This is a genomic window from Ekhidna sp. (assembly GCF_965228795.1).
In the GTDB taxonomy this organism is placed as follows: Bacteria; Bacteroidota; Bacteroidia; order Cytophagales; family Cyclobacteriaceae; genus Ekhidna.
Genome location: NZ_OZ245839.1, coordinates 3,844,656 through 3,861,417 on the forward strand (window position 1 = coordinate 3,844,656; position 16,762 = coordinate 3,861,417).

Annotated in this window: 13 protein-coding genes; 5 read left to right on the forward strand and 8 right to left on the reverse strand. The window is 40.0% G+C overall.

The features are described 5' to 3' along the window. Positions 1–34: 34 nt before the first annotated feature. Positions 35–1,600: a hypothetical protein gene (locus ACQK2H_RS17350; protein ID WP_425392643.1), complete on the reverse strand. Its 1,566-nt coding sequence runs from the start codon at positions 1,598–1,600 to the stop codon at positions 35–37. A gap of 31 nt (positions 1,601–1,631) precedes the next feature. Then, positions 1,632–2,039, reverse strand: coding sequence for an EVE domain-containing protein (locus ACQK2H_RS17355; RefSeq protein WP_425392644.1), 408 nt, complete (start codon positions 2,037–2,039; stop codon positions 1,632–1,634). Positions 2,040–2,142: 103 nt separating this feature from the next. On the opposite strand from ACQK2H_RS17355, the gene ACQK2H_RS17360 reads away from it, so the two are divergent. Genes ACQK2H_RS17360 through ACQK2H_RS17370 form a run of 3 tightly spaced genes read left to right on the forward strand, consistent with a single transcriptional unit; the run spans position 2,143 to position 4,010 of the window. Continuing rightward, on the forward strand, positions 2,143–3,132 hold the full coding sequence (locus ACQK2H_RS17360) for a glycosyltransferase family 9 protein (protein ID WP_425392645.1): 990 nt from the start codon (positions 2,143–2,145) through the stop codon (positions 3,130–3,132). Continuing rightward, entirely contained in the window at positions 3,132–3,617 is a 486-nt protein-coding gene (locus ACQK2H_RS17365; protein ID WP_425392646.1) for a SixA phosphatase family protein, read from the forward strand. Before ACQK2H_RS17360 ends, ACQK2H_RS17365 begins: the two co-directional genes overlap by 1 nt. Positions 3,618–3,641: 24 nt before the next feature. After that, a complete protein-coding gene (locus ACQK2H_RS17370) occupies positions 3,642–4,010 on the forward strand; it encodes a VOC family protein (protein WP_425392647.1) in 369 nt (122 codons plus the stop codon). On the opposite strand, the gene hslU is transcribed toward ACQK2H_RS17370, so the two are convergent. The 3 genes from hslU to lon are packed head-to-tail and all read right to left on the reverse strand — an operon-like array spanning position 4,007 to position 8,849. After that, positions 4,007–5,395, reverse strand: a complete 1,389-nt coding sequence (gene hslU / locus ACQK2H_RS17375) for an ATP-dependent protease ATPase subunit HslU (RefSeq protein WP_425392648.1) — start codon at positions 5,393–5,395, stop codon at positions 4,007–4,009. The genes ACQK2H_RS17370 and hslU overlap by 4 nt on opposite strands. Then, positions 5,392–6,384, reverse strand: a complete 993-nt coding sequence (gene porQ / locus ACQK2H_RS17380; RefSeq protein ID WP_425392649.1) for a type IX secretion system protein PorQ — start codon at positions 6,382–6,384, stop codon at positions 5,392–5,394. Before porQ ends, hslU begins: the two co-directional genes overlap by 4 nt. Continuing rightward, on the reverse strand, positions 6,381–8,849 hold the full coding sequence (gene lon, locus ACQK2H_RS17385) for an endopeptidase La (RefSeq protein WP_425392650.1): 2,469 nt from the start codon (positions 8,847–8,849) through the stop codon (positions 6,381–6,383). The genes porQ and lon overlap by 4 nt, the downstream gene beginning before the upstream one ends. A gap of 422 nt (positions 8,850–9,271) precedes the next feature. Here lon and ACQK2H_RS17390 point away from each other — a divergent pair, with 422 nt between their 5' ends. Next, positions 9,272–11,272, forward strand: a complete 2,001-nt coding sequence (locus tag ACQK2H_RS17390) for an OmpA family protein (RefSeq protein ID WP_425392651.1) — start codon at positions 9,272–9,274, stop codon at positions 11,270–11,272. Here ACQK2H_RS17390 and rseP read toward each other — a convergent pair. Both rseP and ACQK2H_RS17400 read right to left on the reverse strand, forming a co-directional pair. Next, positions 11,269–12,582 (reverse strand): RIP metalloprotease RseP, encoded by a 1,314-nt coding sequence (gene rseP, locus ACQK2H_RS17395; RefSeq protein ID WP_425392652.1) that lies wholly within the window; start codon positions 12,580–12,582, stop codon positions 11,269–11,271. The genes ACQK2H_RS17390 and rseP overlap by 4 nt on opposite strands. Next, entirely contained in the window at positions 12,582–13,736 is a 1,155-nt protein-coding gene (locus ACQK2H_RS17400; RefSeq protein WP_425392653.1) for a 1-deoxy-D-xylulose-5-phosphate reductoisomerase, read from the reverse strand. Before ACQK2H_RS17400 ends, rseP begins: the two co-directional genes overlap by 1 nt. A 125-nt stretch (positions 13,737–13,861) precedes the next feature. Between ACQK2H_RS17400 and ACQK2H_RS17405 the strand changes: the two genes are divergently transcribed. Then, positions 13,862–15,298 (forward strand): trypsin-like peptidase domain-containing protein, encoded by a 1,437-nt coding sequence (locus ACQK2H_RS17405; RefSeq protein ID WP_425392654.1) that lies wholly within the window; start codon positions 13,862–13,864, stop codon positions 15,296–15,298. On the opposite strand, the gene dnaA is transcribed toward ACQK2H_RS17405, so the two are convergent. After that, positions 15,295–16,683 carry a chromosomal replication initiator protein DnaA gene (gene dnaA / locus ACQK2H_RS17410; protein WP_425392655.1) on the reverse strand — a complete coding sequence of 463 codons (1,389 nt, stop codon included), beginning with the start codon at positions 16,681–16,683 and terminating at the stop codon, positions 15,295–15,297. The genes ACQK2H_RS17405 and dnaA overlap by 4 nt on opposite strands. Positions 16,684–16,762: the final 79 nt, after the last annotated feature.

Consider the following 16,762-nt stretch of genomic DNA (forward strand, 5'->3'; position numbering starts at 1 on the left):
GAGTAATTCTTACTGCAAAAGTAATGTGTTAGCACTAATTTGGCTCAATATCTAAATCGTATTGAATTTTATTTATGTAGAAAACTCTTCTGCTTGTTTTTCCACCAACTCCATTTTGGTTTTTGATATTTTGCTCGCCGTAAGCAAAGAGTGTTTCATCATACCATTTCTTAAGCCCCTCTACATTCGGATCTTTCGTTTTTAGCTCATCTTGTTCAAACGATAATTTGACTGGACTAAAAGTTCTTCCTTCTACGATATTATTTCCCTCGACGACCTTTGATCGTATCTCATTTTCTTCCAGATACATTAAAATAACACGGTCACCAGACCCACTTACCACTACATTCTCTTCCAGAGAAAAGGTTTGTATATCCTCAATTTTAAAAGTCTGATCCCATAATAAGTTACAATTCGGATCAAACGCAATCACAACAGCGTGTGTGTACTTGTATCCCAAAAAATAAGGATTATTTCTACCGAAACCATCTTGACGAAAAGCTCCATAACCCCCAAGAGCAGTACCTGTAGTTGAATAATTATATCGTGGATAATAGGCTTCTCCAATCATAATGTACTCTCCATCACGCTCCAGTATATCATGAACCAATAATCTGTAGTTAAATTTCTTGGTTTTTCCCTTCGCTTTTTTTCGTTCAATTCGATTCATAATCCGTTCTTCTCGTTTTGGCTTCAGGTGGCCAAAAAAGTTATTTAGATCTGCAAATGGATAAAATTTATTGAACTGCTGTTGTCCGTTAATAAATTTACTCAAGTAGAAGCCCTGACTGTATTGCAACGATTTTTTGGAATGCGTTCCGGCAAGATATTGCAACCCTCCGGCGAAGGTGGTACTCGCTGCGTCTAACAAACTTTTCTTTTCACCGGGATTTACAAGGTTGTCCTGAATGATATCTCCTTTAGATGTGAAAGTCTTAACACGCACAGTGTATTTTTTATTCCGCATTTTTTCTTGAAGAATAACCGTAAACAGTTCAGACGTTTCCTCTACTACGATATCCAGGATTTCATTCCTGTTATCATAAAATCCGGGGACTACTCTCGGGATGCGATCATTGATGTTGTAGGTGATAACTACCGGGCGATAATTAGCATATCCTGCAATTAAAAGCGTTTCCCCTACTGATTCAAAATGTGTTATTCCTATTGGGAAAACAGTTGTGATTTCATACGTTTCAAAGTCTGTAGTCTTATTATTGAACTGATAAACCACTAAATCCTCCACTCGATATCTACTTTTGCTGAACAACAAGTAGAACCTCCCTTCAAAATACTCATAGCCAATGATTGAGCCGTCTACCGGGATTACAAGTGTGCTCGCCCAAATAACCTGAAGCGAAGTGTCAACCATATGCAGCTTCCATTGATATCCTCCTCCTTTAGCAGCATCTTGCGTTTCTTCAACGACAAGGATGCCATCTTTATCGCCAGGGACAATGTAGAATTCTGAGACATCTCTCTGCTTTTCAAATTCGATTCTATTGGGCTGAAGAATGACCGCACTGGTATCTCTATCCTTCTTACGTTGGGAGAACGTTACAAGGGGTAATAACAATAGGATAATAACAAGTTTATTCATGGCTTGTATAACAATTACGGAACGACTGCCCCTATCGTTCACTCAACTCAATAATAATATCAAATTCCTCCTTTTTCACAGACTGTACTGAAAGTCTTGAATATTTAACCAACTGCATTTCCTGCAGCCTGTCATCAGCCTTCACTTCAGCTAATGTCACTGACCTCTTTAGCCTTCTTAAAGGAACAACATCCATCACATACCACCTGTGATCATCCGTAGTAGGGTCATTGTAAAACTCCTTGACTACTTCTGCAATTCCAACAATGGCTTTTTCTTTAACGCTATGATAGAAAAGGCATAAATCTCCAACCTTCATTTGTTTGATATTGTTTCGGGCCTTAAAATTTCTTACTCCATCCCAGTGATCCCTTCCCAATTTCACCAAATCATCCCACGAATAGGTATTGGGCTCACTTTTTATCAGCCAATAGTTCATTGCTAATTTTTTGAATTAAAACTATACAAAACGAAATATCGAATTGATTTAATTAATCTAAAATGTTTTTAAACAATTTAGGTTTGTTCCATTTTTACCTGACATGAATATACTTCTAATCCAGTCTGGTTCTTTAGAGAATGCTTTATTGATTACTCCAATCATTCGGTCATTGAAAACAGAACTTGACGCCAAAATCCACCTTCTTTCGGATGGTAATCACCGTGTGTTGTTTGAAGAAAATCCTTATTTAGACCATTTCCACCAGTTGGAGCAAGGTAAAAAAGCAATCAAGGGATTGGAATTTGAGTGGGTATTTGACTTTCACAACTCACTTAAAACCAAAATCATAAGACTTGGAGTTGGGAAAAACACAAAAGCTTTTAAGTCTCAAAAATTTAGACAATGGCTTTATAGCAAAACGAAGATCAATCTTCTGAGCAAAAAACATCTTGTAGACCGTTATTTTGATTTGATAGCGCCTTTAGGAGCAAAGCCTGATCAATTGGGACTCGACTTTTACATACCTGAAAAGGATGAGGTTGAAAAGGACTGGTTGCCCGGATCACACCATGAAGGATATGCAGCTGTTGTTTTAAGTGCTTCTCATTCCACCAGAAAACTTCCTGTAAATCGTCTTATCGAACTGTGTGATAGAATCAATAAGCCAATTGTTCTAATTGGGAATAAGGACGATACATCGCAGGCAAATGAAATTGAAGCGTTTTTTAAAAGGGGCACAGAGGCCGAGGAAGAAGCTATTGAAAATCTTAACAAAAATGCCATCATATTCAATGCCTGTGGGAAGTTTAACTTCAACCAGTCTGCATCCTTGATCAATCAAGCGAATTGGGTGTTCTCACATGACAATGTCATGATGCATATAGCTGCTTCATTCAAAAAGAAGTTGTACACTATTTGGGGTAATACAACCCCTTTATTTGGCAAATATCCGTACAGGGCACAGTTCACCATTTTTGAAAACAATAAGCTTCGATGCAGACCTTGCTCATCCAAAGGATTTACTAATTGTCCAAAAGGACATTTTAAATGCATGAATGATTTAACTTTTGACTTCTATTTACCAGATTGATGAAGACAGTATACCTCATCCGCCATGCCAAATCTTCCTGGTCGTTTGATTTGAATGATCATGACCGCCCTCTTGGAAAACGAGGCAGAAAAGATGTCATTAAGATGGGAAAGCATCTTGGAGAACACCAGCCAAAACCGGAGGTTTTGATATCCAGCACCGCTAGTCGAGCATTTTACACAGCACTTCACATCTGTGATCAAATAGGGATAGATGAGGGTCATATCCGACTAGATAAAAACCTCTACCATGCAGGGGCTGCTGAAATATTAAAGAAAATTAAGGAAGCACCGAATTGTGATCGACTTGCACTGTTTGGGCATAATCCGGGTTTCACAAGCGCTGCGAATGCACTTGCAAATTTAGATTTTGATAATGTGCCCACTTGTGGAATGGTCGGCATCAACTTCAATGTGAAATATTGGAAAGATGTGGAATTTGGTTCAGGAATGCTGTCATTCTTTTACTTTCCTAAGGAGATTTAGTTTAAGAGAAGCCTACCATTAATTATGAACAAGCCAACAATTACAGGAATGACCATTGCAGTAACCGAAATGGATAAAATGGTCACGTTTTATTCTCAAGTATTACAGCTAACCTTTGAAGAACTCGAAATGTACGGATCCAAGTTGTTTAAAACCCGTATAGGTCAAATTGAGGTATTATTCTGCCCTGCTGAGATCGCTCAAAATACCGCCAAGCAGAATAGACATCAATTGGATTTTGAAATAAGCAACTTGAATGAAACCATCTCCACTGTAGAAAAATATCACGGATCAATTATGGGTGAACCCACCCAAGACTCCAATCATATTCAGGTTGGAATTAAAGACCCGGATAACAACTCGTTAGTCATTAAGCAGCGACTAGAAAATTAGAGTATATACCTGCTTAAATCTTTATCCTTCACTAATCCGGCTAATTTCTCCTGGACCATATTCTTATCTATCACAATCTGCGCATTTGGCCCTATTGTATCCGGAATATCGAATAAAATTTCATTTAACAATTTGCTCATCACTGTATGCAACCTTCTCGCTCCGATATTCTCCACTTCCTCGTTTATCTGAAATGCCATTTCGGCAATTTCTTCCAATGCCTCATTTTGAAAAGTGAGCTTCACTTCCTCAGAGGCTACCAATGCCTCATATTGCTTGGTTAGTGCATTCTTAGGCTCTGTTAGAATCCTTAGAAAATCTTCCTTAGTAAGGTTATCCAATTCTACACGGATCGGAAAACGTCCTTGCAATTCTGGGATCAAGTCCGATGGCTTGCTGAAATGGAAAGCTCCTGCTGCTACAAACAAAATATGATCTGTATTAATGATACCGTATTTAGTGTTTACAGCACTTCCTTCTACAATTGGTAGCATATCACGCTGCACACCCTCTCTACTCACATCAGGACCGCCTTTTCCGGATTCTCCGCCCTTTGCGATTTTATCCACTTCATCAATGAAGATGATACCTGTATTTTCTGCCTTAAAGATCGCTTCTTCCTTTACCTCATCCATATCAATCATCTTGGAAGCTTCCTCCTCAAGTAAAATTTTACGAGCTTCCGCAATTGTGACTTTTCGCTTTTTCTTCTTTTTGGGCATCATATTACCAATCATCTCCTGGATGTTGATCATGGATGCTTCATCCATACCTCCCCCAACCATTCCCACATTCCCACTAGGATTAGCAGTCACATCGATTTCGATCTTTCGATCATCCAACTCCCCATTTCTTATTTTATCTCTAAATCGTGCCCTAGTTTGCTCATTAAGCTCCACCTCACTTTCTGGTTCATCACTTCCTATTTTGGTGGCATAAGCATTGGGGCTACCCTTTAGTGGCGGAATCAAAGCGTCCAGGATTAACCCTTCTACTACCTCTGCAGCTTTCTCTTTTACTTCCTCTTTTTTAGCAACTTTCACCATGTTGACTGCCTGCTCCACTAAGTCACGCACCATGCTCTCAACATCCCTTCCAACATATCCCACTTCTGTGAATTTGGAAGCTTCAACTTTCGTAAATGGTGCATCGGCAATCTTAGCAAGTCGCCTGGCGATTTCTGTTTTTCCTACTCCTGTGGAACCTATTAGCAGAATATTATTAGGTACTATTTCTCCCTGGATCTCCTCTTTCACATTCATTCTCCTCCATCGGTTTCTCAAGGCAATTGCGACATTGCGTTTTGCATCCTTTTGGCCAATGATGTACTTATCCAGTTCCTCTACTATCTGTTTCGGTGTTAAATCGTTTTTTATCTCACTCATAAAATTCTCTTGAAATCATTTAAATCGGTTCTCAAACTGATGAAACTACTCCCACCTGCTACATGATAGGTTGCTCTTGAAAACCTGAACTCAACTTGCTTTACTTTTAGCATGATGCCGTAAGAAAAACCGGCACCTCCCCCTCTGTCTTCCAACCTCAATTCTTGTTTTCTTTTATGATTATACCCTAAAAGAAACTGAAAGTTTTTACTTAACAATACTTCTGCCCCAAGGTTTACTCGCTTCCATACTTTGTCAACCGCGCTATTATTTCTACCACCTGTATCCTCTTGTTCTACAAAATTGTCTTCAACGAGGCTATTTGACGTAACCGTAAAGCGAATAGGCATATATTCCGGTTTGAAAGACGTGCCTATCATTACATCAAATGGTACACTCGGTCTGGACAATGTAGTACTGTTAGAAATGGTTGTCCCGAAATTTCTGAATACCATCCCCACGGTCCAACTTTTGGACACCCGGAAAACACCTCCCAAATCCATCATCATAGCAGTAGAACCATATGAGTCTATGGAAGAATGAGCCAGCTTCAAGTTAGCCCCTAAGGTGAAAGGTCCCAAAACCTGTGATTTACCCACCCAAAAGGTATAATCCTGCGCATTGAAAGTCCCCAATCCATTCCCGGTTTGGTCAATTAGATTAAACTCACCAAAGTTTACGTAATGAATCCCGGCAGCAAATGTTCCCATATTACCCACATCAAATGAGTATGCTCCTGAGTAGACGAATACATCAGCAAAATATGGATTTATGTGAAAAAAAAGATTCTTTGTGCCAACCGAATCCAAAGTAGCCGGGTTTTCAAAAAATTGAGAAATATCTTCATCAGCCAATGATACACTCGACCCACCCAATGCGGCAGATCGAGGATTGGTACTTAAATTCAATGACTGATACCCAAACTGACCTCCAATCTGGGAAAAACCAACCAGTGGAATTAAACATACTATAGCTATGACTACCTTCAACCTTTGTTTTCTTCAGGGAGAATAAATTCGATGGGATTACTCGCCTTTTGATTTGTTAACGCTATATCCAACACTTGCGGTACATATTCTACGAAATGGATTTTTAGTCCCTTCAAATACTTCTCATTGATTTCTTCAAGATCCTTTTGATTACGCTTACACATAATAATCTCTTTGATACCTGCTCTTCTCGCCGCAAGGATTTTTTCCTTGATGCCTCCCACCGGAAGCACTTTGCCTCTAAGCGTGATTTCTCCGGTCATTGCTATCTGCTTCTTAACTTTCCTTTGCGTAAATACTGACGCAAGAGAAGTAAGCATTGTAATTCCTGCTGAAGGGCCATCTTTTGGAATGGCTCCTGCCGGAACATGGACATGCAAGTCATAGTGATCAAACACCCGGTGGTCTATACCAATAGATTCAGAATGAGAACGTAAATAGGATAGTGCAGCTACCGCCGACTCTTTCATTACATCTCCTAACTGGCCGGATAACGTAAGCTTTCCTTTACCACGACTCAAAGACGATTCAATGAATAAGATATCTCCACCTGAAGGGGTCCATGCCAGGCCGGTTACTACCCCAGGCACTGAGTTATCTTCGTAGTTATCCTTATCGAAAATTTCAGGGCCTAATATCTCCCGTACGCGCTCTGCGTTGATTTTAGATTCGTATTCTTCTTCCATCGCAACAGATTTCGCGACTGAACGGATCACTGACGCTATCTTTCGCTCAAGGCTCCTTACACCTGACTCTCTGGTATAATCATTGATAAGCTTGGCGATTGCTGACTTATCAAAGGAGATGTCAGTTGCCTTTAGGCCGTGTTCTTTTCTTTGTTTAGGTATTAAATGCTTTTTAGCTATTTCTACCTTTTCCTCTAATGTATACCCGCTAATGTCTATGATTTCCATTCGGTCTCTAAGAGCCGGCTGAATGGTGTCAAGTGAGTTTGCCGTTGCAATGAATAACACTTTTGAAAGGTCATAATCGACCTCAAGGTAGTTGTCCTTAAAGGTTGAATTCTGCTCAGGATCAAGGACTTCAAGTAGCGCAGACGATGGATCACCCCTAAAATCGGAGCTTACCTTATCTATCTCATCTAAAATAAAGACCGGGTTTGAGGACTTAGCGCGATTAAGGTTTTGAATGATCTTGCCCGGCATGGCGCCTATGTATGTTTTCCGATGACCTCTAACCTCTGCTTCATCATGAACACCACCAAGTGACATTCTTACATACTTCCTATTCAATGAATCAGCAATGGATTTTCCGAGGGAAGTTTTTCCGACTCCCGGAGGGCCATACAGGCAAAGAATTGGTCCTTTTAGATCTTGTTTTAGCTTTCTTACAGCTAGATATTCAATGATTCGATCTTTTACTTTTTCAAGTCCAAAGTGATCCCTATCAAGCACTTTTCGTGCATTCTTCAAGTCAAAGTTGTCTTCAGTAACTTCATTCCATGGTAGATCAACTAAAAGCTCAACATAACTCATGGCTACAGGAAACTCTGCAGCAGCAGGATTCATGCGGGTAATTTTGTCCAGCTCTTTTTCAAAATGATCCTTCACTTCATCAGGCCAGTTTTTATTATTTCCGCGCTTACGCAGAGCCTTCACCTCCTGATCAGGTCCATCCTGCCCTAGCTCATCTTGTAAAATTCTGATCTGCTGCCTCAAAAAATAGTCTCGCTGCTGCTGATCAATATCAGTATGCACCTTTTCCTGTATCTCCTGCTTCAATTCAAGCATTTGCAAGTCCTTCAACATAAACTGAAGGAGCTTCTCTGACCGTTCTTTCGGATCATCAATCTCTAAAAGCGACTGCTTATCACTCACCTCAGCATTGATATTGGAAGAAAGAAAATGCGTTAGAAAATTGAAGTTATCAATGTTATCCACTGCGACCCTTGCCTCCTTCGGAATTTCCGGACTCAAGCCCATAATCTTAGTCGCCGTATCTTTCAAGGACTGGATAATTGCTTTTTGCTCCTTTTTAGAAAGGGGATTTGGTTTATCAGGTAGCGCTTCATATTTCACTATATGATGCGGATCTTCCTGCACCTTATCCGTAACCTTAAATCTTTTCTGACCTTGAATAATAATTGTTGTGTTACCATCTGGCAGCACAATCATTTTCAAGATTTTTGCAATGGTTCCTATTTCATATAGGTCAGTAAACTCCGGCTCTTCAGTTTTCACATTTGTCTGAGCAATTACTCCAATGATCCGGTCACCTTTGTAAGCCTTCTTAACCAGACGAATTGACTTTGTTCTTCCTACGGTAATTGGAAGAACCACCCCCGGAAAAAGCACAGTATTTCTAATAGGAAGAATCGGCAGATTCTCCGGAAGATCAGCCTCAGACATCTGATTATCTTCAGGTGAGACAATCTGAATAAGCTCTTCTGAGTCTTCGTCTACAAATTCAGGTATAAAAATTGATTTGAAATTAGTGTCATTCATAAAATGCCAATGTGTCAGATATTTTGTGCACATACCCTCGATTGAGGGAAAGGTACATAATAGTCAATCGCTATGCCAAAGTAGCAGCTCATAACAAATAGTGCTAACTTTAATTTAACTCGAATTATTCAATAGAATTTTTATCAGGTGATGACGCTTGCGGTCACAGTCAGACAAGTTTCACTTCGTTTGGGTCTTTGGTACTGACCAAGGCGTCAGTGCAAATTATGTTTATTGCATAATTTGGGTTCTATGCCGTTTAGTTAAGACTTTCTCACCCTCAGTCCCTAAAGGGATGACTTACCGATTTCAGTCATTCCCCCTTTAGGGGTCAGGGGTTTCAATCAAATTGCTGAAAATTTTCTTAACTAAACGGCATTAAATTTGGGTTTAATTTTAATTTTTACTGACGAATCGACAGCATGCGCCATAATTTTCATCGCCATATTGGACTTTTCCTAGTTATTCTTTGCCTCACTGCTGGTGCTCAGCGAGGCAGAAAAGAAGTGCAGCTAGTGACTGATTCTGTCCCTAAAGATGTGGTTTTTAATGTCTACGATTTTAAAGGAATTAATAAATATCCTGAATATTTCAACAAACAAAAGCTGCAACGAATCATAAAGTTGGATAAGGAAGAAAAGTGGGAAGAGCTGTATGATGCGTTAAAAGATTATGTCAGCAGGTTTGGTATTCAAAATTTTTATAAAGACACAAAGCTAATCTGGAAGCTGGCTAAGCTAACAGAACTGCTTGGTGATCCAGATGAAGCAATGACGCTGTACCGAATGGTCCTAAGACACCACTACCAGGGTATTAGTATTAAAGAAATTGAGCTCTACTACGATTCATTGAACCGACAAGCTGCCGAACAATTTGTGCCCATTGATTATTACTATGAATTGGTGGAGCACAGAAAGCTAATTGATACACTACGCCCACCCAGAGGTGTACTATTGAATATGGGGATGCTTGTAAATAGTGCAAGTGCAGATTATGGGCCTTCACTCAATATCCACAATGACATTCTTGTTTTTACCTCTAAGCGAAAAAAAGTAGATGAAACCATTCGTTTCAGAGAAGACGAAGATCTCTACTTTAGCCGAAAAGACCCGTATGGCACCTGGTCTAAAGCCAAGCCGATAGAAAAACTCAACACTCAGTATAACGAAGGATCGCCGTGTATTAGTGGAGATGGCACTACATTGGTTTTTTCCAGATGTGATTCTCCTGATTCCTATGGGGATTGTGATTTGTTTATAGCAACACTGCAGGAAGATAGCACCTGGACCAGGCCTGCAAATCTGGGGGTTACAGTTAATTCTCTTGCCTGGGATTCCCATCCAGCATTATCTCATACCGGAGACACACTTTTCTTTTCATCAGATCGATTAGGTGGGTTTGGTTTGGCAGACATCTATTACACTACTAAAAATGATAAGGGAAAATGGTCACCTGCATTAAATATGGGGCCTGTAATCAATACACGTCAAAACGATGTGAGTCCTTTTTACCATCCGGTATATGAAGTGCTTTACTTCAGCTCCAATGGACAGCTCTATAATTTCGGTGAGTTTGACATCTATAAAGCATTCAATGTAGATGGTTACTGGACGGAACCTCAGAATATAGGCCCTCTTGTCAATGGAAGAGGAAGTGAATTTTATTTCACAATCGACTCTGAATCTGAGCTTCTTTTTTATGCCAGGTCCTCTACCAGAGACTTAAATAAGCAGGATATTTATTCGTTCCCACTACCGATGGGTGCACAACCTGAAGCGACCACTACTGTTACTGGATCACTTACTGATTCTCTTACCGGAGCACCATTCCAAGGGATTGTTTCTATCATAGACTTAGACAATGGGCGTGAGGTGGCGCCAAGGTATTTAAAGCCGGATGGGTCTTTTGAGTTTGAATTAATTAATCAAACGAATTATTTACTTGTTCTTCAGGGAGATGATTTTTTCAGAATTGAAGAAGTATTTTACCTGGATGGACCAATGGAGTTAAATACAGTTACCGAACCATTGGTATCCAAAATGAAATTTGAATCCATCGAGTTTGATGTGGGCAAAGCTGAGTTAAAAACCGAAATGTATGCCGACCTGAATAAGGTGGTCAATTTCCTTTATGATAATCCTGAATTCAAGCTTAAAATTTCCGGCCATACAGACTCAGTTGGTGACCCGGAAAAAAACCTGAAACTATCGAAAGAAAGAGCGCAGAATATTCGAGACTACATTGTCATTTTTGCCGGGATTATAAAAGAGCGGGTACAGGCCGAAGGCTATGGTGACACACGTCCGATCGTAGAAAATGAAGTCACCGAAGAGGACCGAAAAATAAACCGAAGGGTAGAATTTGAAATTTACAGAGAAGCTCCCCCAACAGAAGAGTCAGAGGAAACTTCAAATGATTTCTAGAACAGACTGATCGTATCGTTGATGATCACAAATGCCATTAATGACAAAAGAATGACCATTCCTACCTTTTGAGCATTTTCTAAAAAACGATCTGATGGTTTTCTGCCGGTAACGATTTCCCAGGTTAAGAATACCACATGACCACCATCTAATGCTGGTATTGGTAGAAAATTCATAAATGCCAAAACCATTGAAAGAAGTCCTACGATTCTCCAGAAATTATTCCAGTCCCATGTTCCTCCAAAAAATGTAGCTATCTTAATTGGACCTGAAAGAGACTTGCGAACGTCCACATCTCCTGCAATCATTTTTTGAAAGCCCTTGATATTAAGCCATACAACTGCAAATGCATTGTACGTTCCTTCTCCAATTGCTTCCGTAAAACCAAACTTTCTGGTCACATAATCAATTTCGTATTGTGCAACAAAACCAAGCGTACCATCATCATTTACGGTTGCTTCCATGTCAATGATTTCATTGTCCCTATTCGTTTTAAAAGCAATTTCTTGCCCTTTAAGGGAATCCAGCGTGGCACTTAGTTGATCAAAATACTTTATATCCTTTCCATTTATTGCGACGATAACATCTCCAGCTTCCAGGCCTGCCTTTGCCGCACTCGAACCCGGCACAACAGACTGAATGGAGAATGGAATTCTTGGGCTAATAACATCGACACGATTGCGCTTATCCGCAAACTTGTCTATGAAATCATTCGGCATATCTACTCGAATCTCTTTCCCATTTCTCAGTACCGTATAATAAGAGTCAGTTCCAAGAAGTAGATCCGGACTAAGGATATCAGAAAAGCGATCATAATCTTGACCATTAATAGCTAGAACTCGGTCTCCGGTTTTAAATCCCAGCTGCTCGCCAAGATCATAAGCCACAATTCCATGTTCGTTTAGTTCTTCTTTTGGTATGTATGCCTCACCATTTGCTAAAGCCAGTCCGATGAAAATGATGATCCCGGTGACCACATTAACGATAATCCCTCCCATCATCACGATTAACCTCTGCCATGCAGGCTTAGCTCTAAACTCGTATGGTTCCGGCTCTGCATTCAATGTTTTTGTATCCAGAGATTCGTCGATCATCCCTGTGATCTTTACGAATCCACCCAGTGGAATGGCTCCAATGGAGTATTCTGTCTCTCCTATTTGTTTCCCCCAAATTTTTGGTGGGAAGCCTATTGAAAATTTCTCGACGCGCATACCAAACGATTTGGCTGCTACCATGTGTCCCCACTCATGCACTCCCACTAAAATTGACAGCCCGAGAAGCAGCTGTCCTACCATTATTAAAGTTTCCATTATTTAATCAATTCGAGCGCTCTGGCTCTTGTTTCTTTGTCTGTTTGTATAAAATCTTCCAATTCGGGATTGCGAATATAGCTCACCTTTTTGAGGCAATTTTCGATCACATCTGAAATCTCAAGAAATCCTACCTTGTCTTCCAGAAAACCTTGAACAGCGATTTCGTTTGCTGCGTTCAATATGCATGGCTGATTGCCACCTTCTTTAGCAACATCAAAAGCTAACTTTAGATTACGGAAAGTTTCCACATCCGGTTTTTCAAATGTCAGTTCCGGATAGTCCAGAAAGTCAAATCTTGGAAAATCTGACTTTAACCTTCCGGGATATGTCATGGCAAACTGAATAGGCACACGCATATCCGGTAAGCCCATTTGAGCCTTCATTGACCCGTCTTCAAACTGAACGATCGAATGTATGATTGACTGAGGGTGAACAATCACATCAATTTGATCCAAAGACACGCCAAACAACCATTTCGCTTCAATCACCTCTAGTCCTTTATTCATCATGGTCGCAGAATCTATGGTGATTTTGGCTCCCATATCCCAGTTGGGATGCTTTAGTGCTTGTTCTTTCGTAACCGAAGCGAGCAACTCTCGATTTTTTCCTCGAAAAGGACCACCTGAAGCAGTTAATACCAGTTTTTCTATTGGATTATGGAATTCCCCCACAATGCATTGAAAAATTGCAGAATGTTCAGAATCTACCGGTAGAATATTCACTCCTTTCTCCTGGGCTAACTTGGTAATGAGTTCACCGGCAACTACCAGGGTTTCCTTATTTGCCAATGCAATAGCCTTACCGGCGTTAATCGCCCTAATGGTTGGCAATAAACCCGAATATCCAACCAATGCAGTCAATACCATGTCGATGCTATCCATTTCAACAACGGAGGCAAGTGCATTTGTTCCTGCATACACTTTTATGCCCTGCGGATCTAAGGCATCAAAAACCTTTTGATACAACCCTTCATTTGCAATAACTACAACATTTGGTTTGAATTCAAGAGCCTGTGTTATCAGTAAGTCCGAACTGTTTTGTGCCGTAAGCACTTCCACTTCAAAGCTTTCCGGGTGCTTTTTGATTACATCCAAAGCCTGCGTGCCTATTGAGCCAGTAGAGCCAAGAATGGCAATATTTCTTTTCTTCATGCAATTCAGTTCCTCTCTTTTTTATAAGAACAGTCGGCAAAGGTAAGAGTTTGCATTTTTTAACAACCTTATGGAATAAATTTTGAGGTATTGTAGTTTACTTCATTACAGGTAATTACAAGGATATGAATACGATCAAGACTATTTGCATTGGTTTAATCGCTGGGATGATTGGCGCATTGATTATCACTAGCATTGATGATAGTGACAACATTCAACTCTCTCAGCAATTACAGCAGCCGGAATCCATCCATCAGCAAGAACCATCAATGCCTATTAGTCAGGTTTCATACGGATCAATCATTCCCAACGAGAATTTTATTGAAGCCTCTGAGAAAAGTACGGGGAGTGTCGTATTCATACAAACATTGAGCGAAGTAGAATCTGGTGGTTGGATGGATTGGTTTTTCGAGCCAAGATCTTCACAACGTATCGGGAGTGGATCTGGAGTGGTTTTTTCGAATGACGGATACATTGTAACGAATAACCACGTAATCATGGATGCAGATGAGATTACGGTAATAGCAGGTAAAAGAAGCTATCAGGCAGAGCTGGTAGGTCGTGATCCCAGTACTGACCTTGCGGTAATAAAAATAAATTCCAATGATCTGCCGGTCATTGAAAAAGCTAATTCAGAACAAGTAAAAGTTGGTGAATGGGTATTGGCAGTCGGAAATCCATTCAACCTTACTTCAACCGTGACTGCAGGTATTGTAAGTGCCAAGGGACGCAACATCAATATCTTAAGGGACAAATTTCCAATAGAAAGCTTTATTCAAACAGATGCTGCAATTAACCCTGGTAATAGTGGTGGCGCACTCGTAAACGCTCAAGGAAAACTGATAGGTATCAATACTGCAATACTTTCAAGGACTGGCTCGTACGCCGGATATGGGTTTGCTATTCCTGTCAATATTGTCAAGAAAGTCTTTAATGATCTGGTGAAGTACGGGGAAGTTCAAAAAGCATTTACAGGGGCAGAATTTATTGATATCGATAGTGAGTTAGCCACACGAATTGGAATTGAAGATTTGGATGGCGTCATTATCACCGATGTAAAAGATGGAAGTGCTGCAGATAAAGCCGGTTTGAAGAAACGAGATGTCATTAGAAAAATTAATGGTAGGCAGATCACCAATAAAGCTAATCTGGAAGAATTGATCGCAAAAAGTTATCCGGGGGATGAATTGAACATTGTAGCTGAACGCGATAGTGAAATGATTTCAAAGAAAATGATTCTGACCAATAGAGAAGGTACTACCAGCATTATTACCAGAGATATCTATCATGCAGATGATTTAGATGCCAGTTTCGAAAGTGTTTCAAAGGTGGAGCGTGACCTACTGGGAATCAACAGTGGAGTGAAAGTAGTGGATTATCAAGGCAATGGTTTTTTTGCCAGCCTGGGTATTCCAAAGGGGTTTATAATCACCCAAATAAATAACCGAGCAATCGATACTCCGGAAGAATTAGCAAAAATTCTCGAAAATATTAGAGGACGATTTGATATTATAGGAATCGATGAACGAGGAAGAAAAGTGTACTATCCGTTTAGACGTTAGGCAGTACGCATTTTCAGTTTCTTCTTTAGCTCATCCACTGAGTAGCGAAATTTGGAATCAGTATCCATCATATCATTAACAGACTGCAATGCATGGATGACAGTGCTATGATCCCTTCCACCGAAATGGTATCCGATGGATTTTAAAGAATGGTTGGTATAGTCTTTAGAGAAATACATTGCCACCTGACGTGCTATGACAATTTCTTTTTTACGAGTTTTCGCTTTCAGGTCATCCTGGCCAACGTGGAAGTAATCAGAAACAGTTTTCTGTATATAGTCGATACCAACCTCGGAATCAATTTCCTTCACGATGTTTTTGAGCACCTTCTTGGCCAACTCCAGATCAACATCCACTTGCATTAATGAAGCATGAGCAATGAGTGACACCACCACTCCTTCAAGCTCCCTGATATTGGTATCAACTGTGTAGGCAATGTATTCAATCACTTCTTCAGGGATGTGTATTCCATCTTCCTGAATTTTTCGTTGAATGATCGCCATCCGTGTTTCAAAAGCAGGTTGTTGAAGATCTGCTGTCAACCCCCATTTGAATCGAGATACTAAGCGCTCTTGCAGCCCTTTCAGGTCTTTCGGAGCACAATCACTCGTCATCACAATCTGTTTTCCGGACTGATGAAGGTGATTAAAAATATGGAAGAATATTTCTTGAGTTTTTTCTTTGTCTCGAAGAAATTGAACATCATCAAGAATCAAAATATCAACTTCCCGATAGTAAGAGATAAAGCTCTGAACATTATTGTTCTTCAAAGAATCAATGAATTGATTTGTAAATTTCTCAGAAGCTACATAAATAATTTTCTTGTTAGGGTTATCCTTTTTAATATGATTCCCTATTGCCTGTACTAAGTGTGTCTTTCCAAGTCCAACACCCCCGTATATCATAAGTGGATTGAATGAAGTTATACCAGGCTTTTTAGCTACTGCATATCCCGCAGAGCGTCCTAAACGGTTGCAGTCTCCTTCAATGAAATTCTCAAAAGTATAGGTTGGATTTAAATTATTCTCACTCTTTAAATCATCGATAAATGCAGTATTAATCCCCTTAGCATTACTTCCATTACGATCAGTTAGGTTGTTGATTTTCAGGGAAGTGGAGGAATTTTTTGGTGATTTTTCATTTTCAACCACAACAGAATATTCCAATCTTGCACCCTCATCCATTTCCTTAGCAATGGCTTCTTTCAAGATGTGAACGTAGTGTTCTTCAAGCCACTCATAGAAAAACTGACTGGGAACTTGAATAGTAAGAACGTTACCCTCTGTCTTTAAGGGGGTTATAGGCTCAAACCAGGTGCTAAAACTTTGGTTAGGAATGCGCTCTTTAATATACTCAAGGCAGTTTTTCCATATATTCTCGTGCATTTTCGATTAGCGTTATAAGTGGTTTATTTTGGCTTAGGTGGCCCTTCTTTTTTTCGAAAGGGCATCAAATATGTCTCAA